Origin of the sequence: Micrococcus sp. 2A, assembly GCF_039519235.1 — a bacterium.
Lineage (GTDB): Bacteria > Actinomycetota > Actinomycetes > Actinomycetales > Micrococcaceae > Micrococcus.
Genome location: NZ_CP154351.1, coordinates 614,399 through 639,343, shown reverse-complemented (window position 1 = coordinate 639,343; position 24,945 = coordinate 614,399). Strand labels below are relative to the sequence as shown.

At 71.3% G+C, this 24,945-nt stretch carries 20 protein-coding genes and 1 pseudogene; 9 read left to right on the top strand and 12 right to left on the bottom strand.

Features of this window, described 5'->3' with window-relative positions; translation table 11 throughout:
- The first annotated feature begins 63 nt into the window (after window positions 1–63).
- The gene (locus AAG742_RS02965) at window positions 64–1,524 is read left to right on the top strand and encodes a polysaccharide biosynthesis tyrosine autokinase (protein WP_298714238.1); all 1,461 of its coding nucleotides are present in this window, start codon (window positions 64–66) and stop codon (window positions 1,522–1,524) included.
- Between the two features lie 151 nt (window positions 1,525–1,675).
- Here AAG742_RS02965 and AAG742_RS02960 read toward each other — a convergent pair whose 3' ends face one another.
- Window positions 1,676–2,230, bottom strand: a complete 555-nt coding sequence (locus AAG742_RS02960) for a hypothetical protein (protein WP_248115490.1) — start codon at window positions 2,228–2,230, stop codon at window positions 1,676–1,678.
- Window positions 2,231–2,458: 228 nt separating this feature from the next.
- On the opposite strand from AAG742_RS02960, the gene AAG742_RS02955 reads away from it, so the two are divergent.
- Both AAG742_RS02955 and AAG742_RS02950 read left to right on the top strand, forming a co-directional pair.
- Window positions 2,459–3,346, top strand: coding sequence for a nucleotidyltransferase family protein (locus tag AAG742_RS02955; protein ID WP_298714235.1), 888 nt, complete (start codon window positions 2,459–2,461; stop codon window positions 3,344–3,346).
- Complete coding sequence (locus AAG742_RS02950) at window positions 3,336–3,695, top strand: PqqD family protein (RefSeq protein WP_248115488.1); 360 nt, start codon at window positions 3,336–3,338, stop codon at window positions 3,693–3,695. The genes AAG742_RS02955 and AAG742_RS02950 overlap by 11 nt, the downstream gene beginning before the upstream one ends.
- Window positions 3,696–3,735: 40 nt before the next feature.
- On the opposite strand, the gene mfd is transcribed toward AAG742_RS02950, so the two are convergent.
- Together mfd and AAG742_RS02940 are read right to left on the bottom strand one after the other, a co-directional pair.
- The gene (mfd, locus tag AAG742_RS02945; protein ID WP_298714232.1) at window positions 3,736–7,395 is read right to left on the bottom strand and encodes a transcription-repair coupling factor; all 3,660 of its coding nucleotides are present in this window, start codon (window positions 7,393–7,395) and stop codon (window positions 3,736–3,738) included.
- Window positions 7,392–8,516, bottom strand: coding sequence for a MauE/DoxX family redox-associated membrane protein (locus AAG742_RS02940; protein ID WP_298714229.1), 1,125 nt, complete (start codon window positions 8,514–8,516; stop codon window positions 7,392–7,394). Before AAG742_RS02940 ends, mfd begins: the two co-directional genes overlap by 4 nt.
- A 169-nt stretch (window positions 8,517–8,685) precedes the next feature.
- Between AAG742_RS02940 and AAG742_RS02935 the strand changes: the two genes are divergently transcribed.
- On the top strand, window positions 8,686–9,201 hold the full coding sequence (locus tag AAG742_RS02935; RefSeq protein ID WP_298714226.1) for a DUF2505 domain-containing protein: 516 nt from the start codon (window positions 8,686–8,688) through the stop codon (window positions 9,199–9,201).
- Entirely contained in the window at window positions 9,201–9,884 is a 684-nt protein-coding gene (locus tag AAG742_RS02930; protein ID WP_298714223.1) for a phosphotyrosine protein phosphatase, read from the top strand. Before AAG742_RS02935 ends, AAG742_RS02930 begins: the two co-directional genes overlap by 1 nt.
- Window positions 9,885–9,892: 8 nt before the next feature.
- Here the strand turns inward: AAG742_RS02930 and pth are convergent, their stop codons facing one another.
- From pth to AAG742_RS02915, 3 genes are all read right to left on the bottom strand, one after another.
- A complete protein-coding gene (pth, locus tag AAG742_RS02925) occupies window positions 9,893–10,465 on the bottom strand; it encodes an aminoacyl-tRNA hydrolase (RefSeq protein WP_298714220.1) in 573 nt (190 codons plus the stop codon).
- A 6-nt stretch (window positions 10,466–10,471) separates the two neighbouring features.
- Complete coding sequence (locus AAG742_RS02920) at window positions 10,472–11,143, bottom strand: 50S ribosomal protein L25/general stress protein Ctc (RefSeq protein WP_298714218.1); 672 nt, start codon at window positions 11,141–11,143, stop codon at window positions 10,472–10,474.
- Window positions 11,144–11,385: 242 nt separating this feature from the next.
- The gene (locus tag AAG742_RS02915; RefSeq protein WP_343282280.1) at window positions 11,386–12,708 is read right to left on the bottom strand and encodes a hypothetical protein; all 1,323 of its coding nucleotides are present in this window, start codon (window positions 12,706–12,708) and stop codon (window positions 11,386–11,388) included.
- A 180-nt stretch (window positions 12,709–12,888) separates the two neighbouring features.
- Here AAG742_RS02915 and AAG742_RS02910 point away from each other — a divergent pair, with 180 nt between their 5' ends.
- A complete protein-coding gene (locus tag AAG742_RS02910) occupies window positions 12,889–14,328 on the top strand; it encodes a polysaccharide biosynthesis tyrosine autokinase (protein ID WP_298714215.1) in 1,440 nt (479 codons plus the stop codon).
- A 107-nt stretch (window positions 14,329–14,435) separates the two neighbouring features.
- Here the strand turns inward: AAG742_RS02910 and AAG742_RS02905 are convergent, their stop codons facing one another.
- Both AAG742_RS02905 and rfbB read right to left on the bottom strand, forming a co-directional pair.
- On the bottom strand, window positions 14,436–15,857 hold the full coding sequence (locus tag AAG742_RS02905) for a bifunctional dTDP-4-dehydrorhamnose 3,5-epimerase family protein/NAD(P)-dependent oxidoreductase (RefSeq protein WP_298714210.1): 1,422 nt from the start codon (window positions 15,855–15,857) through the stop codon (window positions 14,436–14,438).
- Between the two features lie 13 nt (window positions 15,858–15,870).
- The gene (gene rfbB / locus AAG742_RS02900; protein WP_343282279.1) at window positions 15,871–16,866 is read right to left on the bottom strand and encodes a dTDP-glucose 4,6-dehydratase; all 996 of its coding nucleotides are present in this window, start codon (window positions 16,864–16,866) and stop codon (window positions 15,871–15,873) included.
- A gap of 62 nt (window positions 16,867–16,928) precedes the next feature.
- Here rfbB and AAG742_RS02895 point away from each other — a divergent pair, with 62 nt between their 5' ends.
- A complete protein-coding gene (locus AAG742_RS02895) occupies window positions 16,929–18,833 on the top strand; it encodes a glycosyltransferase family 2 protein (protein WP_298714204.1) in 1,905 nt (634 codons plus the stop codon).
- A gap of 34 nt (window positions 18,834–18,867) precedes the next feature.
- Here the strand turns inward: AAG742_RS02895 and AAG742_RS02890 are convergent, their stop codons facing one another.
- From AAG742_RS02890 to AAG742_RS02880, 3 genes and pseudogenes are all read right to left on the bottom strand, one after another.
- A complete protein-coding gene (locus tag AAG742_RS02890) occupies window positions 18,868–19,620 on the bottom strand; it encodes an alpha-1,2-fucosyltransferase (protein WP_298714201.1) in 753 nt (250 codons plus the stop codon).
- Between the two features lie 104 nt (window positions 19,621–19,724).
- Window positions 19,725–20,075, bottom strand: a complete 351-nt coding sequence (locus AAG742_RS02885; protein WP_285139955.1) for an acyltransferase — start codon at window positions 20,073–20,075, stop codon at window positions 19,725–19,727.
- Window positions 20,076–20,315: 240 nt separating this feature from the next.
- Window positions 20,316–21,119, bottom strand: a pseudogene (locus tag AAG742_RS02880) (acyltransferase family protein); the annotation flags it as partial.
- A gap of 380 nt (window positions 21,120–21,499) precedes the next feature.
- Here AAG742_RS02880 and rfbA point away from each other — a divergent pair.
- Together rfbA and AAG742_RS02870 are read left to right on the top strand one after the other, a co-directional pair.
- Window positions 21,500–22,369 (top strand): glucose-1-phosphate thymidylyltransferase RfbA, encoded by an 870-nt coding sequence (gene rfbA, locus AAG742_RS02875; RefSeq protein ID WP_298714195.1) that lies wholly within the window; start codon window positions 21,500–21,502, stop codon window positions 22,367–22,369.
- Entirely contained in the window at window positions 22,366–23,964 is a 1,599-nt protein-coding gene (locus AAG742_RS02870; protein WP_343282278.1) for a glycosyltransferase family 39 protein, read from the top strand. Before rfbA ends, AAG742_RS02870 begins: the two co-directional genes overlap by 4 nt.
- On the opposite strand, the gene AAG742_RS02865 is transcribed toward AAG742_RS02870, so the two are convergent.
- The gene (locus AAG742_RS02865; protein WP_343282277.1) at window positions 23,936–24,781 is read right to left on the bottom strand and encodes a glycosyltransferase family 4 protein; all 846 of its coding nucleotides are present in this window, start codon (window positions 24,779–24,781) and stop codon (window positions 23,936–23,938) included. The two genes, AAG742_RS02870 and AAG742_RS02865, sit on opposite strands and share 29 nt — an antisense overlap.
- Window positions 24,782–24,945 lie beyond the last annotated feature (164 nt).

Genomic DNA, 24,945 nt, shown 5'->3' with positions numbered 1-24,945 from the left:
GGTGGCCCACCTGTGCTCCTTGTTAGAGTGAGCTGAGCCGTCATCCCTCCGATCAGGGGCACCATGAACATCCTCGACTTCTTCAAGGTCCTGCGCGCGAACCGTCTGGTGCTCCTGGTGTGCCTCACCGTGGGCGCCCTCGCCGGGCTCGTGTACTCCCTCCTTCAGCCCACGCTGTACACCGCCACCTCCACGGGGTTCGTCACCGTGCAGGGCGAGGCCAGCATCTCCGGCACGGAGACGGCCCAGACCCGGGCGCAGTCCTACATCCCGCTCATCAACAGCCGCACGGTGCGCGATCGCATCGCGCAGACCGAGGGCCTGGACACGCGGGGGGCCCGCCTCAGCGCCGAGGTGGTGGCCGGCTCGAACCTGATCACCGTGTCCGCGACGGCACCGGACGCCACGAACGCGGCCAACCTGGCCAACACGGCCCTCGTGGCGACGGCCGAGGTGGCCAACAACCTGGATCCGACCTCCAACGTGGAGGTCACGGCCTTGGAGGACGCCCTCGCACCCACCGTGCCTTCCAGCCCCAACCATCTCCGCAACATCCTGTACGGGCTGGCCATCGGTGGGCTCATCGGCCTGGCGATCGCCTTCCTGCGCCGGATGCTGGACGTGAACGTGCGCACCACCACGGACGCTCAGGTGGGCGCGGGCGCCGGCCTGCTGGGCGCAATCCCGCAGGACAAGACCTTGAAGGCCGAGCGCACCTCCCGCATCATGGAGCTCTCTCCCCGCGCGGCCGAGACCATCCGCCAGCTGCGCACCAACCTGCGCTTCGCCGCGGTGGACGACCCGCCGCGCACCATCGCCTTCACCAGCTCGAACCCCAGTGAGGGCAAGTCCACCGTCGTCGGCAACCTGGCCCTGGCCATCGCCGCGGCCGGCCAGCCGGTCATCCTCATCGACGCCGACCTGCGCCGCCCCCGCCAGGCCAGCCAGTTCGGCGTGGAGGGCCGCGTGGGCCTCTCCGAGGTCCTCAACGGGGACGTGGAGCTCCAGGACGTGCTGCATCCCGTGGGCGACGACGGCCTCCTGCTCCTGCCGGCCGGTCGCACGCCCCCGAACCCCTCCGAGCAGCTCGGCTCGGAGCGCATGCGCCAGCTCCTTGCGGCGCTGGCCGAGACGCACATGGTTCTCGTGGACGCCCCGCCGGTGCTCCCCGTGACCGACTCCACCCTGCTGGCCGCCGCCGTGGACGGCACGGTGCTGGTGGTCCGCCACGGCAAGACGCGCAAGGACCACCTCCAGGTGGCCAGGGACATGCTGGGCGGGGTGAACGCCCGCGTGCTCGGCGTGGTGCTCAACGGCACGCCCACCTCCGGCGTCGGCGCCGACTACTACGGCGGTGGCTACTCCGCGCATGGTGACTCGTACGACTCGTACTACCAGGCGCCGCGTCAGTCCCGGCTCGCCCGCTCAGGCCGCCGGGCCGCCCGGGTGGCACGCGATGCGTCCGCCCAGCCGGCTCCCCCGCATCCGGAGGCTCCCGCGGCGGGATCGCACGCCGTCGGCTGACTTGGACCTGGGCCTTGTGGGTGGCGCCGGTTCCCCATCGAGGGGAACCGGCCCCGCCGTCTGCGCCCCAGTCCAGCGCGCACTGCCCATCCGTGGGGCGACGCGAGAGGGCCCCGCCGGGTGGCGGGGCCCTCCATCGAGAGTGCTGGAATCAGCAGCCCTGCGGCGGGGTGTCGTTGAAGCACACCTTGGGAACGACGATGACCTCGCAGTGATCGGTGTCGACCGGCTGGCCACCGACGAGAGAGACGTTGAAGGTGGCGTAGATGCAACCGGAGTCGTTCGCGGAGTTGCCGGTGTCGTTCACGACGAAGAACAACGGAAGCTTCTCACCGGGCTCGAGCGTCAGCAAGTCGCTGCCGGACTCGATCGGCACGCCACCCTTGCACGGATCGGCGGTGTAGAGCAGGGGGGCACCGGACTTGTTGCCGAACTTCGTGAACTCGATGTAGGCGGAACCGCCGGAGATCACGATGGTCTCGGAGGTGTCGTTGGTGAGGGTGACGTCGAAGCCGTAGGCCTGCTTGATGCCTTTGATCTTGCTGTTGCCCGGGAACTTGATGGCGCCGCCGACACCCGAGACCTCGGGGCAGATGACCGGCGACGCGGCAGCGAAGGGGGCCGCGGCAACCGCGGCCACGGCGGGGACGGACCAGGCGATGCCAGTGGTCACCTTGCGGCGGGAGATGGAAGAGGGGGTGTTCATGTGGAGCTCACTCAGGTCGGGTCGAGGTCTAGAGGGCCGGAACGCCGTCGAGGAGGTCCAGCCGTAGAGAGCCCTGCACCGCCGATACATGTGTTTCAGCTGTGGAGCTCCATTCAGGAGTCTAGACGGATACCACGGATGCCACTAGCGACCCGGTGGAAAACACGGTAACGACTTGGCAACATTCGGGCACCACCGCTCCCCACTCGCTCCACTAGTCTGAGATCTATGACCGGCGTCTCCCCTTCCTCCCAGGTCGATGCCGTGCCGCCCCTCGAGCTTCGCGCGCGCGTCCACCTGGCGCACGCGCGCATCGCGCACATCCTCGAGGAGAACGGGGTCCGCGGGCTTCACGTGAAGGGCTACGCCATGGATCCCGGCGTCTACCGCGAGGCTCGCTCCAGCTCGGACGTGGACCTCCTGGTCCACCCGTCGGAGGCGGAGCACGTCCTGGACCTGCTGACGGACCAGGGCTGGAACACGGTCGCCGCGTTCTCGGAGGGCTCGATCTTCGAGCACGCCGCCACCCTGTGGCACGACCACCTCGGCTACGTGGACGTCCACCGGCTCTTCCCCGGGCTGGGATCCTCGGACGAGCGGACGTTCGAACAGCTCTGGGCCGAACACCGCACGCGCGTCATCGCCGGCAGGGCCGTGCCCGTCCCGAGCCTGCGCCACCAGCGCCTCATCGTGCTGGTGCACGGTGCGCGGGACCCCTACCGCGGCGCCGCCGACGTCGCCCACCTCCGCGAGACCCTCAGTGATCCCGAATGGACGGAGGTGCGCGAGCAGGCCGAGGTCCTCGGTGCGACGGCCGCGTGGCACGTGGCCACGGACGAGGACGCCGCCGGCATGGACGAGCACGACCTCACCCTCTTCACCGCGCTCCGTTCCCAGGAGAGCGGCATGCAGCTGTTCACCACGCGCTGGCGCGCGGCCGAGTCCACCCGCGAGCGGGCCGCGCTCGTGCTGCACACCCTCCCCGTGAACCGGCCCCACCTCCAGATGCGGCTCGGTCGCCCGCCGACGCGCGCGGACATCCTCCGCGAGCAGGCCCACCGCGCTGGCGCCCTGGCCGGATGGATCCGAGAGAAGGCCGTGTCCCGTGGCCGCTGAGCAGCTCCGACCCGCTAACACCGCGACCGCCGCCGCCGCCCCCGCCACGTGGCGCGTGGACCCAGACACCGCGTGGACGCGCACGGCGGACGACGACGCCGTCGTGATGGGCATGGCCGCGGGCATCCCGCTGCGCCTCAGCGCCACGGGTTCGCTCGTGTGGGAGGTCCTCGTCGAGGGCCGCACCCCGGCGGAGGACATCGCCGCTCCCCCGCTCACCCCGTGGACGGAGGAGGACCTCGTGGCCGAGGTCGCCCGCGCCGCCGGCATGGCCCCCGAGTCGATCGCCGCGGACGTCTCCGCCTTCCTCGCCCTGCTCGAGCAGCACGGCGTGGTCGCCCGGGCCTGAGCCCGGGGCTGAGCCCGCAGCCGCCCCGTCCGGCCGCGCCTCAGCCCGCGGCGCCCTCCGGCGCGAACACCGCGCTGACCACCTGGTCCGCCCACTCCAGGAGCGGGGCGTCCACGAGGTCCTGGCCCATGACCGGCTTGGTCTTGGGCCGTGGGATGAGCACGGCGTTGATCCCTGGCTTCACCTGGGCGCCCTTGTACATGCGGGCCAGGCGCAGCCGGCGGGACTCGGGCAGGTCCGCGGCGGGGCCGAACTTCACGTTCTGGCCCAGCAGCATCACCTCGGTGACGCCGGCGGCGCGCGCCCGGTTGCGGAACCGCGCCACCGCCACGAGGGCCTGGGCGGGCTCCGGCGGCTCGCCGTAGCGGTCTTTCATCTCCTCCACCACGGCGTCGATCGCGGCGTCGTCGTTGGCCTTGGCCAGCGCCCGGTACATCTCGAGGCGCAGCCGCTCCCCCGGCACGTAGTCGTGCGGCAGGTGCGCGTTGACGGGCAGCTCCACCTTCACCTCGGCGGGCGCGGTGTCCTCCTCGCCCTTGAAGTCGGCCACGGCCTCGCCCACCATGCGCAGGTAGAGGTCGAACCCCACGCCGGCGATGTGCCCGGACTGCTCGCCCCCCAGTAGGTTGCCGGCGCCGCGGATCTCGAGGTCCTTCATGGCCAGCTGCATGCCGGCGCCGAGCTCGTTGTGCAGGGCCACGGCCTTGAGCCGCTCGAGGGCCACCTCGCCGAGGGGCTTCTGCGGGTCGTAGAGGAAGTAGGCGTAGGCGCGCTCGCGCCCGCGGCCCACACGGCCGCGCAGCTGGTGCAGCTGGCTCAGGCCGTAGCGGTGCGCGTCCTCCACGATCAGGGTGTTGGCGTTGGCGATGTCCAGGCCGGTCTCGATGATCGTCGTGGAGACGAGCACGTCGAACTTCCGCTCCCAGAAGTCCACCATGATCTGCTCGAGGCGGGACTCGGTCATCTTGCCGTGGGCGACGGCGATCCGCGCCTCCGGCACGAGGTCCGCGATCCGCTTGGCCACCTTGTCGATCGTGGTGACGCGGTTGTGCACGTAGAACACCTGGCCCTCGCGCATGAGCTCGCGGCGGATGGCCGCGGTGACCTGCTGGTCCGTGTACGGGCCCACGGAGGTGAGCACGGGGTGCCGCTCCTCCGGGGCGGTGGCCAGCGTGGAGGTCTCGCGGATGCCCGTCAGGGACATCTCGAGGGTGCGCGGGATGGGCGTGGCGGACATGGCGAGCACGTCCACATTGGTGCGCATCTTCTTGAGCGCCTCCTTGTGCTCCACGCCGAAGCGCTGCTCCTCGTCCACGATCACGAGGCCCAGGTCCTTGAACTGCACCTGGTCCGAGAGCAGGCGGTGCGTGCCGATCACCACGTCCACCTCACCGGAGGCCAGCCCGGCGAGCACCTCCTTGGACTCCTTGGCGGTCTGGAAGCGGGAGAGCGCGGCCACCTGCACGGGGAAGCCGGCGAAGCGGTCCGTGAACGTCTCGTGGTGCTGGCGGGCCAGCAGCGTGGTGGGCACCAGCACGGCCACCTGCTTGCCGTCCTGCACCGCCTTGAACGCGGCGCGCACGGCCACCTCGGTCTTGCCGAAGCCGACGTCGCCGGAGACCAGGCGGTCCATGGGCACCTCGGCCTCCATGTCCTTCTTGACCTCCTCGATGGTGGTCAGCTGGTCCGGCGTCTCGATGAACGGGAACGCCTCCTCCAGCTCGCCCTGCCACGGGGTGTCCGGGCCGAAGGCGTGCCCGCGTGAGGCCATGCGCGCCGAGTAGAGGCGGATCAGCTCGCCCGCGATCTCCTTGGTGGCCCGCTTGGCCTTGGACTTCGTCTGCGCCCAGTCCGAGCCGCCCATCTTGGACAGCGCCGGCGCCTCGCCGCCCACGTAGGCGGTGATGAGGTCCAGCTGGTCCGTGGGCACGAACAGCCGGTCCCCCGGAGCACCCCGCTTGGAGGAGGCGTACTCCAGCACCAGGTACTCGCGGTAGGACTCCTCGGCCCCCGGCGCGGTGCGCGGCCCGCCGGTCACCTTGCGGCGCTGCAGCTCCACGAAGCGGGCGATCCCGTGCTGGGAGTGCACCACGTGGTCGCCGGGCTGCAGGGTCAGCGGGTCCACGGCGTTGCGCCGCTTGCGGGCCAGCGGCGCGCCCGCGGCGCGCGTGCCCTGCGTGCGGTGGCGGCCGAACAGGTCCTGCTCGGTGATCAGGGCCAGCTTGGCCTCGGGCACCGTGAAGCCCGTCCCGACGGCGGCCGCGGCCACCGTGACCTGGCCCGCCACGGGCACGGCGGGCACGGGACCGGTCACCACCGACGCGGTGAGCCCGGCGTCGGCGTGCAGCTCGGCGACTCGGCGGGCCGAGCCCGGGCCGTCCGTGAGCAGCACGGCATGCCAGCCCTCGGCGAGGCGCGTGCGCGTGTGGGCCACCATGGCGGCCATGTCCCCCGCGAAGGTCTTCGGCACGCCGAGTGAGGAGCGCAGGGTGGCGGCGTCCGGCAGGAGCTCCTCGTCCGAGGAGAGGGCGGTGGTGGACCAGAACCCCTGGCGCCGGGTCAGCGACTCCTCGCGCAGCTCGGCCACGGAGAGGAAGCCGCCGGCGGCGGACTGGTCGAGCTCGGCCAGGTCCACGGGAGCGGCCGCGCCCTGGGCGGCGCCGGCCCACGCGGCGTGGAGGAACTCCTCATTGGTGGCCAGCAGGTCGTCCGCACGTCCGCGGATGCGCTCGGGCTCCACGAGCACGGTGAGCGAGCCCTCCGGCAGCTGGGCCGGCACGGAGGTCATGGCCTCGGCCAGCAGCGGGGAGAGGGACTCCATGCCCTCCACGGCCACGCCCTCGGCGATCCGCTCGAGCATGTCCGCCGCCCCCGGCAGGCGCACCTGCAGCTCGCGGGCCTTGGCGCGCACGTGGTCCGTGATCAGCAGCTCGCGGCACGGCGGGGCGTGCAGCTCGGTGGGGTGGCCGGTGCCGTCGCCGGACGTGTCCTGGAGGGAGCGCTGGTCGGCCACGGAGAAGAAGCGCATCTGCTCCACCTCGTCCCCGAAGAACTCCACGCGCAGCGGGTGGTCCGCCGTCGGCGGGAACACGTCGATCAGCCCGCCGCGCACCGCGAACTCCCCGCGCCGGGACACCATGTCCACGCGGGCGTAGGCGGCGTCCGCGAGCGCGGCCACGGTCTCCTCGAAGTCCGCCTCCTGCCCCACGCGCAGGCTCACGGGGGCCAGGTCCCCGAGGCCGGCCACGAGCGGCTGGAGCACGGCGCGCACGGGGGCGACGACGACGCGCAGCGGCGGCTGCCCCTCCGCCTCCGGGTGGGCCAGGCGGCGCAGGACGGCCAGCCGGGCGCCCACGGTGTCCGAGCGCGGGGAGAGCCGCTCGTGCGGCAGGGTCTCCCACGAGGGGAACAGGGCGGCGGAGCCCGCGGGCATCCACGCGGCGAGGTCGGCCATGAGGTCCTCGGCCTCGCGCGTGGTGGCGGTGACCACCAGCACGGCCGCGTCGGCGGCGTGAGCCGTGCCCAGCGCGTCGGCGAGGAGGGCGAAGAGCGGGGCGCGGGCGCCGTCGGGCAGGCCGATCTCCAGCTCCGTGCCGCGCGCGTCCAGGGGGCGGGCGGCGGAGGCGACGGCGGCCTCGAACGCTCGCTCGCCGCCCAGCAGCGGCAGGAGTCCGGCGAGGACGGGGGCGGCCGCGCTCACGCGGTGGCCTCGGCGGCGTCGACGGCGGGCAGCTCGGTGGTCATGATGTCCCGGATCTCCTCGAGGAAGTCGAGCACGTCCTGCGCCCCGCCCACGGGGCCGCCCGCGGTGAGGCGGTCCGTGCCCAGCAGCACGGCCATGGGGAAGCGGGTCAGGCCGACGGCGGAGGCGGCCATGCCGCCCGGGTCCCCGAGGACGAGCTCCGGGGGGATGGCGCCGAGGCTCGCGGGGGTCAGGGCCTCGGGAGAGTGCTGGGGCATGAGCACGCGCAGCTGCACGGGGCCGAGGGCGCCCTGGAACTCGGGCAGGCGGGCGATCACGGAGGAGCACGATCCGCAGCCCGTGGAGAGGCGCAGCGCCACCACCGCGTGCTGGGAGACGATCTGGTGCAGGCCCACGTAATGGCCGTCCTGGATCACGACGGCGTCGCCGAAGGGCAGGCGCGGCGGGTCGTCGAGGTCGGCGTCGTCCGGGTCGGCGTCGTCCGGGTCGGCGTCGTCCGGGTGGGCGCCGCCGAGGTCGGCGTCGTCCGGGTGGGCGCCGTCGAGGCCGGCACCGGCCGGGGGCACACTGTCCGGGTGCGCGCCGTCATCGGCCGAGGGCACGGACTCCCGGCCCACCAGGAGCGCGGCGGCGGCGAGCAGTAGGACCACGACGAGGGCCCAGGCCCACGCGGCGGGGCCGAAGGCGTCCAGCGGGAGCCAGTTCACGGTGCCGCCGAGCCGCACGAGGGTGAGCACGCCCTCTGCCAGGGCCATGACGGCGAGCGCGAGGAAGAGGATGTTGCGGGCCACGGTGGTCCCGGAGATCGGCGCGGCCGAGGCCTCGCCGAAGCAGCCGCACGAGACGCCGTCGCCCTTGGCGCGCAGCACCAGGAGGAGGAACACCACGAACAGCGCGACGGCGGCCACGCCCACGAACGGGCGCAGCACGGTGAAGGGCTGCACGAGCCCCACGGCCAGGAGGAGCTCCAGGTACGGGAAGGCGCGGGCGAGCGCCGGGGCGTCGAAGGGACGCGGCACCTTGAGGCGCCGGAAGGTCTCCCCCACGTCCTCCCGGGAGCGCAGCGTGGCCACCCCGCTGCAGAGCATGATCACGGCCAGGGCCCACAGTGCCGGCATTCGGGCGCACCTTCTTCGAGGAGGGGGAGAGCGTGTGCGGAACGGGCGTCCGCGGGCCCCGGAGGCGCCGATGAGCGTGCCTCGCACCGCCCGGAACGCGACTGCCAGCATATAGGCTGAGGCGTCGACGCACGCCGCCCTCCCGGCGGCCGAACCCACAGGAGAGACCGTGGCCTTTTCCGCTCAGCAGTCCATTCCGCACCCCCCGGCCGCCGTGGCCGAGGCCCTCGTCTCCGAGGACTTCCACCGCTCCGTGGTGGAGTCCTTCGGCGGCGCGCTGGTCTCCTTCTCCGTGACCGGGTCCCCCGAGGGCGAGATGACCGTCACCACGGTGCGCTCCGCGCCCGCGGACCGCCTGCCGGACATGGCCCGCAAGGTCATCGGCGGCTCGCTGCAGGTGGAGCAGGTGGAGCGCTGGGGCGCCCCCGCCGCGGACGGCTCCCGCACCGGCACCACCACCATCACCGTCCCCGCCGCCAAGGCGACCGCGGACGGCACCCTGCGCCTGGCCGCCGCCGGCGAGGGCAGCCAGTTCGCCGTGGACGGCACCCTGGTGTGCAAGATCCCGCTGGTGGGCTCCAAGCTGGCCGCCAAGGCCGAGCCCATGGTCGGCAAGGTGGTGGACCGCCAGGCCCGCGCGATCACCGCGTGGATCGAGCGCGGCGGTCAGCCCTCCCAGGCCTGATGCCCCTTCCCCCCTTCCGCCTCACCCGGCCCGGGCCCGCTCCTGCCACCCGCCGCTCCGCGCGGCATTCGGCGGGCGCGGCCCCGGGCGCCGTGCTCCTCGTGTGCACGGGGAACATCTGCCGCTCGGCCTATGGGGCGCACGCGCTCCAGGCCGAGCTCGACGCGCGGGTGCCCGGCCGGGTCGAGGTGGCCAGTCTGGGCACGGCTCCCGACCGGGCCCTCACGGTGCCCCCGCCCCTCCTGGAGATCGCGGAGCAGCGGGGCGTGCCCGGCTTGGCGGAGCACCGTCCCGCGCCGCTCGTGGCGCCCGCGGTGCAGCACGCCGACCTGGTGCTCGTGGCGTCCCAGCGGCACCGCCCCGCCGTGCTGCAGGACGCGCCCCGGGCCGCCCACCGCACCTTCACCGTGCTGGAGTTCGCCGCGATCCTGCGCGCGATCCGGAAGAGGGCGCAGGCCGGCGCGGAGGTGAGCGAGGACATCGCGGGGATCGAGCTCCCAGACCTGGTGGCCCGCGCGGGGCGCGAGCGCGCACGGGTGCGCGCGGGTGCCGGCGCACTGGACATCCGGGATCCGTACGGGCTCCCCGACTCGGCCTACGCCGAGATGGCCGACGTCATGGACCCCGCCATCGAGGAGATCGCCCGTGCGCTCACCCGGGCGCTGTCCCCCTCGGAGGGCTGAGCGCCGGCTCAGTGGAACGACTGCTGGGCGGCCTCCAGCCCGTCGGCCAGGAGCTTCTCGACGGCGTCCGCGGCGCGGTCCACGTGGAAGGGCAGCGCCTTCTGCTCCTCGGAGGTGAAGGGACGCAGCACGAAGTCGGCCACGTCCATGCGGCCGGGCGGACGGCCGATGCCGGCGCGGACGCGAAAGTAGTCCGGCGTGCCGATCGACCTGGTGATGGACTTCAGGCCGTTGTGGCCGCCCTCTCCCCCGCCGCGCTTCAGGCGCAGCGTGTCGAAGGGGATGTCCAGCTCGTCGTGCACCACCACGAGGTCCGCCGGCTCCAGGCCGTAGAACTTCAGGAGGGCGGACGTGGGGCCGCCGGAGGTGTTCATGTACCCGGTGGACATCGCGAGCACCACGCGGGGCCCACCGATGCCGAGCCGGCCCGTGGCCACCGCGGCGCCGGTCTTGTGGCGGGTGAACCCGCTTCCCATGCGGGAGGCGAGCTCACCCGCCACCATGTGGCCGATGTTGTGACGGGTGCGCTCGTACTCGGGCCCGGGGTTGCCGAGGCCCATGATCAGGTGCGTGCCCGTCACGGCGGATCAGTCCTCGGACTTCTCGGCGTCGCCCTCGGCGGGCTCGCCGCCCTCGGACTCGCCCTCGGCACCCTCGGCCGACTCCCCGCCCTCGGCGGCCTGCTCCTCCTGGACGGACTCGTCGCCCAGGTCCTGCTCGACGACCTCGGAGACGGTCGCGATGACGATCTCGTCGTCGAGCTGCAGCACGGAGCCGGCGGGGACCTGCACGTCGGTGGCGTACACGTGCTCGCCGGCCTCGCGGCCCTCGACGGAGATCGAGACGGACTCGGGCAGGTGCGTGGCCTCGGCCTCGACCGGCACGGTGGGGTAGTCGAGCACGTACTCGTTGCCCTGGGCGACCTCGCCCTCCACGTGCACGGTGACGTCCACGACGACCTTCTCGCCGCGGCGGACCTCGATGAGGTCCAGGTGCTCCACGGTGTCCTTCAGGGCGTGGCGCTGGATGTCCTTGGGGAGCACCATGTGCTCCTCGCCGGCCTCGCTCACCACGGTGAGCAGGGCGTTGGGGTTGCGGACGGCCAGCGTGGTCTCGCGGGCCGGCAGCAGCAGGTGGATGGGATCGGCGCCGTGGCCGTACACGACCGCGGGGATCTGGCCGGCGCGGCGGGCCTGGCGGGCGGCCCCCTTGCCGAAGTCGGTGCGGCGGGTGACCTTGATCTTGATCTTGTCAGACATGGTGTCCTCCTCTGGTGTTCTTGTCCCCACCCCGGGTGCGGGGCGCGGATGTGGCCAGGAAGGGTGCCGGGCCGTCGGGAGCGGAGCTCACCGGGACAGCGCGGCGGCCTCGTCGATCACGGAGCAGCGCTCCCTCGCCTGGGCAACCGGATCAGGATACCACCGGCGGTGGGAGAGCCGAGGCTGGAGCGGGCGACGGCGGTCGACGGCGGGCGATCCGAGGGGTCGAGCTGGAGACGCGCTCACGCGAGGCCGCGCAGCCGGTCCCGCCGCGCCTGCTCCACGATGCGGGCGGTGCGGGACGATGTCCCCGTCTGCGCCGTCTCCGCCTCGTGGGCGGCCAGGAGCAGGCCCATCCCCAGGGCGAGAGCTCCGTAGATCGTGATGAAGACCTCGCCGAGCTGGAGCGAGGTCACGAGGATGACGACCGCTGCAGCCTCCAGGGCCACCCGCGTCGGCGTGCGACGTGTCTGTGTGAACGGGCGCAGGCACACCAGGACATAGGCCCCCACCACGGTCAGGAGGAAGACCCAGCCGCCCTCCGTGATCAGCGCCCAGTAGGAGTTGTGGTAGAAGAACTGCCCCTGCTCCAGGTCGACGACGGCGGTGCTGAGCCCTGAGCCGTACCACGGGGCCGCGGCGGTCTTCGCCTGCGCCGCAGCATGGATCTGCTCGCGGAACCAGTCCGTTCCCGTGCGGTCCCCGAACACGGAGAGGGTGGCGAGGTTCTCCTCGGCGAAGGTCACCAGCTGGGCCATGCCCCACAGCAGGCCCAGCCGCATCACCCGGCCGAGGTACGGCGTCAGGAGGATCCACAGGGTGGCGCACGCGAGCGCCGCGAGCGACGTCCGGGAGCCGGTGAGGAACGTGAGCCCGAACGCCGCGGCCAGGATCGCGGCCTTCACCCACGTCCGCTGGACGGTTGAGACGAGGAGCGGCCCGATGAGCGCATAGAACAGCCCGGCGACGTTCTTGTCCCCCAGGAAGCCCGTCAGGTAGGAGCCGTAGTCCCGGGAGACGAGGCCGGCGTAGAAGAGCGGCACGTTGATCAGCCCGCCCATGGCCATGCCCTGCAGCAGCCCCCGTACGTCGAGGCGCTCCTCAGCGATGGCCACGATGAACAGCATGAGAACCATGATGCGCACGCCGCGCCGCAGCGGGTCGAGGTCGTTCATGAGGGTGACGACGACGAGATAGACGAGGAGCGCTGCCGCCGCCACCGCTACGAGCCCGAACCGGGAGAGGTCGCGCCGCGGCGGACGGAAGGCCGCCACCGCCAGCAGGAGGATGGCGCACATCTCGGGGAAGGGGATTCCGACGGTCCATCCGGGCACCGCCTCCATCATGAGGCCGGCTCCGAGCATCACGTCCAGGAGGCGGGGGGACGCGCTGGAGACCAGCGGGTTCCAGGCCGAGGCCGTCCACGCCGCCTGCGGAGCCGGGGCCAGGCCCGGGAGGCGCCTCGGGCGGCCAGACCGCGAGACACCCGCGGCCGCCCGGGATCCGTCGCCGCTGGTCAGGGTGAGATTCGTCACGGCGGCTGACGGCGGAGGGGTCGCGACCATGCGTCGGCACCCTTTCTTTCTGACGGCGGCGGGCTGACGCCCCTCAGCGTACTGGGCACGGTCGGACGCCACAGAAGGAGCACCGGCCACGCGGCCCGAGCCGCTCGCGTTCTGTTGATACCGTGGGCGCACTGGGGCACCACCCGCCCCGCCTACTGCCATGCCCCGAACGAGGTACCCGTGACGGTCGTCGACTTCCTCCGCCTCCTGCGGGCGAACCTGCTCCTCCTCGCGCTGACCGCCCTGCTGGGGGCAGCGCTCGCCTTTGGCTACTCGGCCCTGCAGCCGCGCCTCTACGCCTCGGAGTCCACGGGCTTCCTGGCGCCCAGCAACACGGAGAACAGCGTGATCACGGGCGGCATGCCGGGCGAGTCCCGCGGCGCGTCCTACCTCGCGCTCACCAACAGCGCCGCCGTGCTGGACCGCGTGCGGGAGGAGACGGGGCAGGACGTGAGCGGCTCGCTCACCGCCGCGATGGTGCCGGACTCCAACCTCATCAAGGTGACGGCCACCTCCACCGACCCTCAGATGGCGGCCACCCTGGCCAACTCCGCCCTCAAGGCGACGGCGGACGTGGCCGCGGAGGTGGACCGGAACAGCCCGGTGGAGGTCATCCCGCTCTCGGACGCCAAGGTCCCCAGCACCCCCATCAGCCCGGACACCTCGAAGAACGTCCTCACGGGTGCCCTGGCCGGCCTGGTCCTCGGCCTGCTGTGGGCGCTGCTGCGCCGCATGCTGGACGTCAAGGTCCGCACCCGGAACGACGTGCGAGAGATCACGGGCGTCGGCGTCATCGGCTCGATCCCCGAGAACATCACCCTGGCGAGGAAGGGCGAGTCCGCCGTGGACCTCGACCCCCGCGCCGGCGAGGCGATCCGCCAGCTGCGCACCAACCTCAAGTTCGTCTCGGTGGACCACCCGCCCCGCGTGGTGGCCTTCACCAGCGCCAACCCCTCCGAGGGCAAGTCCACCGTCGCCTCCAACCTGGCCCGCGCCCTCGCCCTCGCCGGTGAGCGCGTGCTGCTGATCGACGCCGACCTGCGCCGCCCCCGTCAGCACGACCTCTTCCAGGTGCCGGGCGACGTCGGCCTCTCCGAGGTGCTCGCCGGCCAGGTTCCCGCGGACGAGGCACTGGCCGACACGGGCATCGAGAACCTCACCCTCCTGCCCGCCGGGCGGACGCCCCCGAACCCCTCCGAGCTCGTCGGCTCCGAGCGCATGCGCGCCCTGCTCCAGCTGGCCTCCCAGGACTACTTCGTGGTGGTGGACAGCCCGCCCGTGCTGCCCGTCACGGACGCCGCGCTCCTGTCCACCGCCGTGGACGGCACCGTGCTCGTGGTGCGCGCCGGCCAGACCCGCAAGGACCACCTGGAGGCCGCCACCGAGCTCCTCACCGGCGTGGACGCCACGGTGCTCGGGACCGTGCTGAACGGCGTGACCTCCTCCACGCGGGGCGGGTACGGCTATGGCTACGGATACGGCCACTACCACACGTCGCACGACGCGTACCTGAAGGGCAACGACGCCCGCCCCTCCCGCGCGGAGTCCAAGCGCGCCGCCAAGGAGGCGCATCTCAGCCGCCGCGCGGAGAAGACCCCCGGCCGGCGCCGCAACAGCTGACAGCGCCCCCACTCCGACGCGAAGGGCCTCGCACCGAGCATCGGTGCGAGGCCCTTCGCCGAGGTGATCCGGTCCGCCGCGCTGCGGGGTTTCCGGCCGGGGTGGACTCAGCCGCGTGCGGCCAGGTGCTCGCGCAGGCGCTCACGCTGGTCCGGGGCCGTGTAGCCGACGGCGGCCAGCGGGCCGAGGTCGAGGGCGCTGTTGGTCGGTCGCGGGGCCACGCCCTCCTTGCCGGCGGTGTACGCGGCGGTGGTCGTGGCGGAGACGCGTGCGGCGTCGTGGCCGGTGTCCTCGAAGACCCACCGGGCGACGTCGTGCCAGGTGACCACGTCGCCGCTGTTGGTCATGTGGAACGTGCCCGTGGGCGCGTCCGTGGTGACCAGGTGCAGCAGGGCGTCGGCGAGGTCGTCGGCGAAGGTGAGGCGGCCGTGCTGGTCGGCGACGACGGCCGGGTCGATCCCGCGCTCGGCGAGCGAGGCCATCGTGGACACGAAGTTCTTCCCCTCCCCGATCACCCAGGAGGTGCGCACGATCCAGTGCCGCGGCACGGTGCGCACCGCGGCCTCACCGGCGGCCTTCGACTGGCCGTAGACGCCCAGCGGCGCGGGCGGGTGGTCCACCGGGTGCTCCTGCCCCACGGGGAGGGTGCCGTCGAACACGTAGTCCGTGGAGACGTGCGCCAGGGGGACGCCGGCCTCGGTGCAGCGGCGGGCGAGCTCGGCGACGGCGGTCGCGTTGACGGCCCAGGCCTGGGCCCGGCCCTCGGGCGTCTCGGCGGCGTCCACCGCGGTCATGGCGGACGCGTTGACCACGGCGCGCAGGCCGCGGAAGTGCTCCCGCGGCCATGAGGCCGGGTCGGTCATGTCCCACGTGTCGCGGCCATGGGCCTCGACCGGGATCCCCGCGGCCTCGGCGCGGGCCACGAGGGCGCGGCCGAGCTGCCCGCCGGCGCCGAGCACGAGGATCGGGGCGGGCGGCATGGGGGTGACGTCCTCGAGCATCGGGTGGGCGCGGTCCTTGTCCGAGAGCTCGGCCTGCTCCAGCGGGATGGGCCAGGCGATCGCCGCGGTCGTGTCCGCGAGGTTGAGGAACGTGTACTGGCCCTGCGCGTCGGCGGACCAGTGGTCGTTCACCAGGTACGTGTAGGCCGTGTCCGGCTCGAGCGTCTGGTAGGAGTTGCCCACCCCACGCGGCACGAAGACGGCCTTCTCCGGACCGAGCTCCACGGTGGCGACGGCACCGAAGGACGGCCCTTCGCGCAGGTCCACCCAGGCGCCGAAGATCCGACCGTGGGCGACGGCCACGTACTTGTCCCAGGGTTCCGCATGGATGCCGCGGGTGGTGCCGACGGCGTCGTTGAAGGAGATGTTGTTCTGCACCGGGGCGAGCGAGGCGAGGCGGGGGTGCTCGGCGGCGAGGGCGCGGATCTTCTCGCGCTGCCAGTTCTCCTTGAACCAGCCGCGGTTGTCCCCGTGGACGTCGAGGTCGAGGATGAGCAGGCCGGGGATGGCGGTCTCGGTGATGCGCATCAGCGGTGTCCCCTCACTGGCCCTGGGCGCGGTACGTGGCTTCGACGGCGTCCTTGGCCGGGCGCCACCAGGCCTCGTTCTCGCGGTACCAGCGGACCGTGTCCGCCAGACCGGCGCGGATGTCCGTGAACTGCGGCTCCCAGCCGAGCTCGGTGCGCAGCGCGGTGTTGTCGATCGCGTAGCGCAGGTCGTGGCCGGGGCGGTCGGCGACGAGGTCGTAGTCGTCTGCGGGGCGGTCGAAGAGCTCGAGGAGGATCTCCACGATCTCCCTGTTGTTCCTCTCCCCGTCCGAGCCGATCAGGTACGTGCGGCCGATCTCGCCGCGTTCGAGGATGCGCAGCACGGCCGAGGAGTGATCCTCCGTGTGGATCCAGTCCCGGACGTTGACGCCCTGGCCGTAGAGGCGGGGGCGGACGCCGTCGATCAGGTTGGTGATCTGGCGCGGGATGAACTTCTCGATGTGCTGGTACGGGCCGTAGTTGTTGGAGCAGTTGCTCAGCGTGGCCTGCACGCCGAAGGAGCGCACCCACGCGCGGACCAGGTGGTCCGAGCCGGCCTTCGAGGCCGAGTACGGGCTGGAGGGGTTGTACGGGGTGGTCTCGGTGAACTTCGCCGGGTCGTCGAGCTCGAGGTCGCCGTAGACCTCGTCCGTGGACACGTGGTGGAACCGCGTGCCGTGCTTGCGGACCGCCTCCAGGAGGACGAAGGCTCCGACGATGTTCGTCTGGATGAACGGGGAGGGGTCGTTCAGCGAATTGTCGTTGTGGGACTCCGCCGCGTAGTGCACGACGGCGTCCGACTCGGCGACCAGGCGGTCCACCAGGGCCGCATCGCAGATGTCCCCGACCTCGAGAGTGACGCGGTCCTCGGGCAGGCCGGCGAGGTTGTCCCGATTGCCAGCGTAGGTCAGCTTGTCCAGGACGACGACGTCGTGCCCGGTCTCGCGGACGACGTGGTGGACGAAGTTCGAGCCGATGAACCCGGCGCCGCCGGTGACGAGGAGGTGCATGGGGCCAGTCTTCCACGGCACCTACACTTGAGCCGTCCCCCGCCCGGTCCAGGAGCCGTCCGATGCCCCGCACATCCCAGCCCATCCTCTCGATCGTGATTCCTTGCTTCCGCAGCGGTGAGCCGCTCACATGGCAGCTCGATGCCCTGGCCCATCAGCGGTCCGCCCCGCCGCGGGAGATCCTGTTGTGTGACAACGGCGGCAATCCTGTACTGGCCGAGGTCGTGCAGGGAGTCAGTCCGCTCCCCGATGACGTTCAGATCCGCATCATCGAGGCAACCGAGCACCGCGGGGCGGCCTATGCCCGGAACCGAGGAATTGCCGCGGCGAGAGCTGACTTGCTCGCCTTCTGTGACGACGACGATCTCGTCCATCCCGACTGGTGCCGACAGGCGGTGGACCTCCTCGCGGAGCACCCCGTCGTGAGCGGCGGCATCGTCGTCATGGACCACGGCGATCTGGAAGCCCTCGGCCCCGTCGAACGACGAGCCGTCCTCGAGGAGCGGACTATGCCGGCGCCGCCGCGGCCCGCCAGACGCGGCTCCATCGGCCCCGCCCTGATGGGGGGCAACTTCGCGGCGCGCCGGGAGGTCCTGATGTCAATCGGAGGGTTCGACTCTTCCCTCGTCCGGGGCGGGGAGGACAACGACCTCGCCTACCGATTGGAGCAGGCGGGGATCCCCATCGTGGACGCGGGGGCGATGTCCATCATCTACGCGCGCCCCTCTGCCACGCGGGACCGAATGCGCGTACGGCGGAACGCCGGCAGATCCCTGGCCGACGTCGCTGCCGCCCGCGACGCGTGGGACGCCGCACCTGAACTTAGACGCTCACCCTTAACGGAGTTGGCCCGGGCCAGCGGGGCACTTGCGCGTATGGCCGTAGGGGCTAAGTCCCGGGACTGGGCGGGGGGGGTCGATCGCGTAGCGACGGCCTGGGGGCTCACCGTGGGCTGGGCCGAGCGTCTGGTGCTGCGTCGACCCCTGCACTCCAAGGTGGGGCACGGCCTGAACGACGACAGTGCGGCGTGGTCCCACCGCCGCCCGGGGACGACCGTTCTCGTGGTCGCCTACAACCACGCCCCCTACGTCATCGAAACCTTGGAGAGTATCGCTGCGCAGACAGTGCCGCCCACACGCGTACTCATCGCCGATGACGCCTCGCCCGGGGATGACACGAGAGCCGTCATCGAGAAGTGGGTTGCGTCCGCCCCGCCTACGTTCGAATTCCAACCGAACGGCGAGAACGTCGGACTCAACAGGACCCTCAATAGGCTCCTTGCCCAGGTGGACACGGAATTCGTGACCTACATCGCCGGTGACGATACTATGGAACCCCACCGGATCGAGGCCCAAGCAGCCCTGCTCAGCTCTTCTTCAGAGGACGTGGTCCTCGCCTACAGCGACGCTCGCGTGATCGGTCCTTCCTCGGAACTGCTCCACTGTTCCTCCCGGGCTGAGTTCCCCTGGCCAGAGGAGCCGGCTCGCTCCGCAGACACGCTCGCGTGTCTCGTCAAAGGGAATTGGATCCCCGCGGCCTCGCTCTTCCTCCGCTCCGACGTCCTGCAGCGGGAGGGCGGCTATGCCGAGGACCTGTTCTACGAGGACTTCGAACTTCTGACTCGCCTGGCTGCCCGGCATCGGTTCGTCTACACCGAGGAATCGCTCGTCTCGGTGAGACGACTGGACACGTCACTGGGGGCCGTCGGATTCGCGCATAACAGCCCACGCTTTATCCGCTCAATGATCCGCGCCCTCAAGAACGCGGAAGAGGGCCCATCATTGACGGCCCGCCAGCATTCACGGCGGGCCCGGTGGGAATTGTCGAAGCGGGCCCGGCGTGTCGGCATGCCGGTCTCAGAGGTGCGGAGTGAACTGTGGTCATCCGCACGTGGAGCGCGAACCCCTGCGCACGCTATGGCGCATCTCGTCATCAACGAGGCTCGCGGTCTTCTCGGTCGGCATTGAGACTGCCAGCAGCGCCCAGTCCGCTTACTGGGGGTCAGTCATCGGCGGGGTCGAACTCGTCGTCCGGGATCGCCCGCCACTGAGGCAGCAGCAGGGGCGATTCACCGCGGGCGTAGAGTCGGGTGAAGTGCAGCGGAGCCTGGACCGACCGGGCGCGCACCTGCGGCGGCAGCGCGCTCGAGATGTAGCCGCCCCAGTAGGAGAACGTGGAGTTCGCCAGGATCAGGTGACGACCCCCGGCGATCTGCGCCAGGTCGTCGAACATGTCGTGCGCCCCGGGGATGGTGTGCACGGAGGCGTGGTCGGCCAGGAAGCCGAGGTTCCGGCGACACCATTCGACGTCGTCCGAGACCAGGACGATCCGCTCGAGGTCTGCCTCGGGAACGCGGGAGACGGCGGCGCGGACGTAGCCGGGGATGTCGAACCCGTAGTTGGCCCGGTGCACCGGATCGGAGTAGTAGTCACCCCGGCGCACGTTCACGACGACGGCCTCGCGGTCCATCCGGTCCAGGCGGCGCCGGAAGCGCTTCGAGCTCAGCAGATGGCCGGCGGCGAACTCCACGAGGTCCCGGTAGAACCAGTCCAGGTAGGCCTGCTGGCCCCATTCGACGGTCCGGGGCTGCCAGAAGCTGACGTCGGCCTCGTCCACGGTGAGGGTCTGGAGCGCGGGGAACTCCTCCAGCCACGGCGCCATCTTCGGCTTACGACGCACCAGCCAGGGACTGCCGGTCGCCCGGTGACGGGCCCAGGCGGTGGCCCAGAGGAACAGGAAGTTGCCGCCGTTCATCGGCTCGTTCCCCCAGATGACTGCGGGCTCTCGACGCCGGACTCCGTCGAGCATCCTCGCGACCGCCGCGCGGCCCCACACTCTGGGCTCCCTGACGCTCCTGCTCATCCGATCTCCTTCACTCGTCGGGCGGGAACACCCGCATAGAGCCCGTTGGGTTCGCAGTGGCGGACGACAACGGCACCGGCCGCCACGACGCATCCGGGCCCGATCGTCACTCCGGGCAGCACGACGGCGCCGGCGCCGATCCAGGTCCCCATACCGATGCGGACGTCCCGATGCACGGGCTGTCCCGCCCGGCGGTCGGGGCTGGCGACCTCGTGGGTGGCGGTCAGGATCATCGCCCGATGGCCGATGTAAACGCCCGGACCGAGTTCGATCGAGCCGTCGTCGAGGAGGACCTCGCGGTTGACGAAGCAGCCGTGGCCCACGGTGAGACGCTCCGGGGCGAGCACCCGGCCGCCCGCGCACCACCACGAGTCCCGGGCCCCCCTCAGCCCAAGGCGTTCCAGGGCCTTCCCTCGCAGTCGGTTGGGGAGAAGCTCCGTGCGGGCAGCGGCCCGGGTGAGCCTGCGTGCGGTAGCACCGCCGGGAATCCACATGCGTCCGTCCTCTTCCTCTGTCGGTGTCCGATCGGCTCTGAGAAGACTACGGCTCCACGGTGCCGGTCGCGCCGGCCGGCACGTGTCGGAGGCTCATGCAGAGCGGTGTGGCCGGCTTCGGTGCGCCAGGCGCAGAGCCGGGCGCTCGACGAGCAGCCAGGACAGCCACGCCGCCGCGGCGGTGAGGCCGAGGGCGGCCAGGGCGTGCAGCCACACGGGCCACCCGGTCCCCGCCACGACCACGAGCAGCTGTTGGACGGGGAAGGCGTAGATGTAGACGCCGTAGCTGATGTCGTTCACGGCGCCCACCCGGGTGGGCAGCAGCGCCCCGAGGCTGAGCAGTGCCACTGCGAGCGGCAGGGCGGCCAGGAGTCCGAGGCCCGGGAGGGCGGCGAGCCACACGGTGATCACCAGGGAGGCCAGGGCGAGCGGCCAGGCGGCCGGCAGTCGGAAGCGCACACTGTAGACGAACATGCCCGCCACGAAGCACCCGCCCAGTCGGATCCCCTGGTTGAGGAGGTCCATCGGCAACTGGATCCCGGAGCCCAGCCCGGTGAGGCCCGCCGCGGTGATCAGCACGAGGAGGACGGCCAGCGTGGCGGTCAGGTGCCAGCGGACGAGCGCCGCCCCGAGGAGCACCATGGCGGCGAGGTAGGCGCCGAACTCGAACATGAGGGTCCACAGAGACCCGTTCCACAGGCCCTGCTCCGGCACATCCACCAGGGTGTGGCCCACACCGTACCGCCGGAGCCAGAGGGTGGAGTTCTGCACCAGGTAGTCCAGCCCGGCCGCGACCGACGTGCTCCCTCTCCCGAGCAGGGCGGCGAGCGGGGCGAAGACCAGGCCCGTGACCGCCAGCACCACCCAGTACGCGGGATAGATGCGCAGCACCCGCCGCCAGAGGAACGGGCGTCACCTCAAGCGCAGCCGGGACCCGCAGATCAAGTACCCGGAAACCGCGAAGAACCCGTTGACCGCCCATGTGGCACCCATCGAGGCCAGCGCCCCGTCGGCGTCCCGGCCGAGGACGACGAACGAGTGCCACACCAGCACGACGACGGCGAGCAGCAGGCGGAGGGCGTTCAGGGCGTTGTCACGCCCGGAGAGCGCATCCCCAGGGAGCCGGGAGGGCCGCTCTCGGGCAGCGCAGACGGGGCGGAGGCAGTCATGCGACGATCCTAGAGATCTGCCTCGACCACTGCCGCGCACATGACCCGGAACCGCCGCCCCGCAGTCCCACATCCGTGGGCGCCGCCACAGCCGATACCATCGGACCCATGAAGGGCATCATCCTCGCCGGGGGAACCGGCTCCCGCCTGCACCCGATCACCCACGGCATCTCCAAGCAGCTCGTGCCCGTCTATGACAAGCCGATGATCTACTACCCGCTGTCCACGCTCATCTTGGCAGGCATCAGCGACATCCTGATCATCACCACCCCGCACGACGCCGCACAGTTCCAGCGCCTGCTTGGGGACGGCTCGCAGTTCGGGGTCTCGCTCAGCTACGTGCAGCAGCCCTCCCCCGACGGCCTGGCCCAAGCGTTCATCCTCGGCGAGGAGCACATCGGCGACGACCACGTGGCCCTCGTGCTCGGGGACAACATCTTCTATGGCCCGGGCATGGGCCAGCAGCTGCGTCGCCACAGCGCAGTGGACGGTGCCACGGTGTTCGGCTATTGGGTGGCGGACCCCACGGCCTACGGCGTGGTGGAGTTCGACGGCGAGGGCAAGGCCGTCTCCCTTGAGGAGAAGCCCGCGCAGCCGAAGTCGAACTACGCCGTGCCAGGCCTGTACTTCTACGACAACGATGTTGTGGAGATCGCCCGGGGTCTGAAGCCCTCGGCCCGCGGTGAGCTGGAGATCACGGACGTGAACCGCACCTACCTGGAGCGAGGGCGGCTCAACGTGGAGGTCCTGCCCCGCGGCACCGCCTGGCTGGACACCGGCACGTTCAAGGACCTGAACGACGCCTCGAACTTCATCCGCACCGTCGAGTCCCGCCAGGGGCTGAAGGTCGGTGCGCCGGAGGAGGTCGCCTGGCGGATGGGCCTGCTCTCGGACGATGAGCTGCGCGGACGCGCCGAGCCGCTCGTGAAGTCGGGGTACGGGGCGTACCTGTTGGACCTGTTGGAGACTGGTCGATGACCTCGACGACCGCCGGGCGCCGATACCCGGGAGTCGACGTCGCGATCGTCGGCGCCCTCGTGCTCGTCCTGCTCGTGGGCCCGTCTCTGCTGGCCGCCCGCGCCGGCGCACTGTGGATCCCCCACAACGACTCATGGGCACATTCCCGCATCGCTGCGGACCTCGCTGAGACCGGCGCACTCCATCTGATCGGATTCAACCGAGCCTCCATGGTCGGCATGATGGCTGTCCTGGGCCCCCTCGGCTCGAGCATCGTCGCGCAACACGTCTTCGTGATGGCTTGCGGGACTGCCGTGCTGGCTTTCTCATACGCGACAGCCCGACGAGTCCTGCCACGACCGTCGGCCACACTCGCGACAGCACTGGTCGGCCTTGCCCCGGGGTTCATCCTTCTCTCCACGTCCTACATGACCGACGTGCCGATGATGGCGGGCATTGTGGCAGCCCTGTACTTCGGCATCCGTTTCGTCGAATCCGGCCGGGCCTGGCACTGGCTGGCCGCGTTGTTTTTGGGCGCGTGGAGCGTCACGGTGCGGGAGCAGGGACTCGCAGCCCTCGCCGCCGTCTCCCTGGTGGCATGGCTGATGCGCCGCGATCGTCGACTCATTGTGGTGATCGGCAGCGCGGTCGCTTTGACTTCCCTGGTCATATTCGAACTGTGGCGCCGTTCCCTTACGGGGGACGATCCACCCCATGTGGGACTGAACGTCACCTACGCCGTTCGCTCCACTGTGATGGCCGTGATGTCCTTGCTATTCGTGTGCGCCCCCGCCCTGGCGCTGGCGGCGAGGCGTCCGCACGGACCCCTGGGATGGGCCTCATCCGGGGCCGCTGCCGCGGTCGGCCTGGGACTACTGGCCGTTCTCGGGCCCGGAATGCTGCTTGGCAACTACCTAGCACCCGAGGGCGCCTATATTGGCATGCTGCATGGGACCAGGTCGACGGTCCCGTCCCCCCTGGTGTGGGCTGCCGCCCTCGTGTCCATTGTCGGACTCGTGTGCCTGGCCACGCGTTTGTCCTGGACCCCCGGCGCGCGCCTACCCAGGCCCTCCCGTTGGACGGTCGTCCCCGCCGTGCTCACAGCGTTCCTAGGGCTGTACGGGGCAGGCACCTTTCTGCAGACCCTCTCCGGGCAGGCCATGTTCGAGCGGTACTTCTTCCCGCTCATCGCCCCCGTCGCCATCCTCGCGCTCATGGGGATCCGGTTGAACGCCACCAGGTCGTTCCTCGCGGCCGCTGCTGGTGCGATCCTGTTGCTGGTGACCTCCCTGATCACCGCACACACCTGGGCCAGCACGGGCGCAGTCTGGCGCACAGCTGAGGAACTGGTGTCCCGCGGAGTGGACGCACAGGATGTAGACGCCGGCTTCGCGTGGGTCGGCTACCACTCGGACAGCTCCGTGGGGGAGAGCGAGGCACGCCCGGAAGTCGTCGGGTCCTGGGCCGGCCAGTTCGCCGACTCGCGTCAGTGTGTCATCGTCTCCCAAGGCACCCCCGCCGTCGAGAACGGTCATGTGGAGGTACTTGAATACCCGAAGTACATCATCGGCGGCACAGACCAGGTCGTCATTCAGGCGCTTCCCGAGTGTCGGTGACAGCCCTCCAGAGCCGTTCCGCGACCCTGAGGCCGACGGCCTCCCATGTGAGGCCTTCCGCGTGTCGGCGGGCTCTCGCGCCGGCCTCCTGCGCCATGGCATGGTCGGCCAGACGGACCATGGCCTGCGTCAGCGCGTCGAGGTCGGTCGGGTCCACCACGAGTCCGCCGTCGCCGATCATGTCGGCCGCCCCGCCGACAGTCGTCCCGATCGAGGGGATCCCCATGCTCCCGGCCTCTGCGTAGACAATGCCGGCCGGTTCCAGACGGCTGGGCACCACCAGGCAGGTCGCCTGCGCGAAGAGCCCGGCCAGACGACGCTGTGCCTGCGGATCGCCCATGGGAAGAGCACCGTGGTGAACCACACCGGGGAGGTCGTGCACAGTGGACGGGACACCACCACCGACCAGATCCAGGCGCGCATCGGGCCGTTGCTCGTGCAGTTCCCCGAAGGACTGCAGCACGGCGTCGCCGTTCTTGCGATGCCAGTCATTGCCGACGAAAAGGAAGCGGGGGTGGGTCCAGTCCTTGTCGCACGCGGGTTCACCCCGTCGATTCACTCCCAGACCGGTGAGGCCGATCTTCTCTGGGGGGACGGTGTAGTCCTCGACCACCGAGGACGCGGCCCAAGAGGTGGCCAGGAAGCACACGTCTGCCGCTCGATAGACCGATGCTTGAAGTCGCCTCCGCCCGTCCGCAACAGACGGGGGCAGTTCTGCCAGTTCACCCCAGGCGTGGCGGAGTGCCTGGGCCACCGTCATGTCCTCGAAGGTCGCGGTCACCCGGCCCGGCACTCGGTATCCCGTGCCGATCTGCAAGACGGCATCGACGTCACGAGGGACGCGCCGCGCAGCGGTTGCACTGATGAGAGCGGCGTAGGACGCGCTTCGACGGGTGACCGTGAGGAGGTGGTGTGCGGAGGGACGGACTCGCCCGGACACGACACGGGTCCAGACCGACGCGAGGTGCTGAGGAGGCGTCA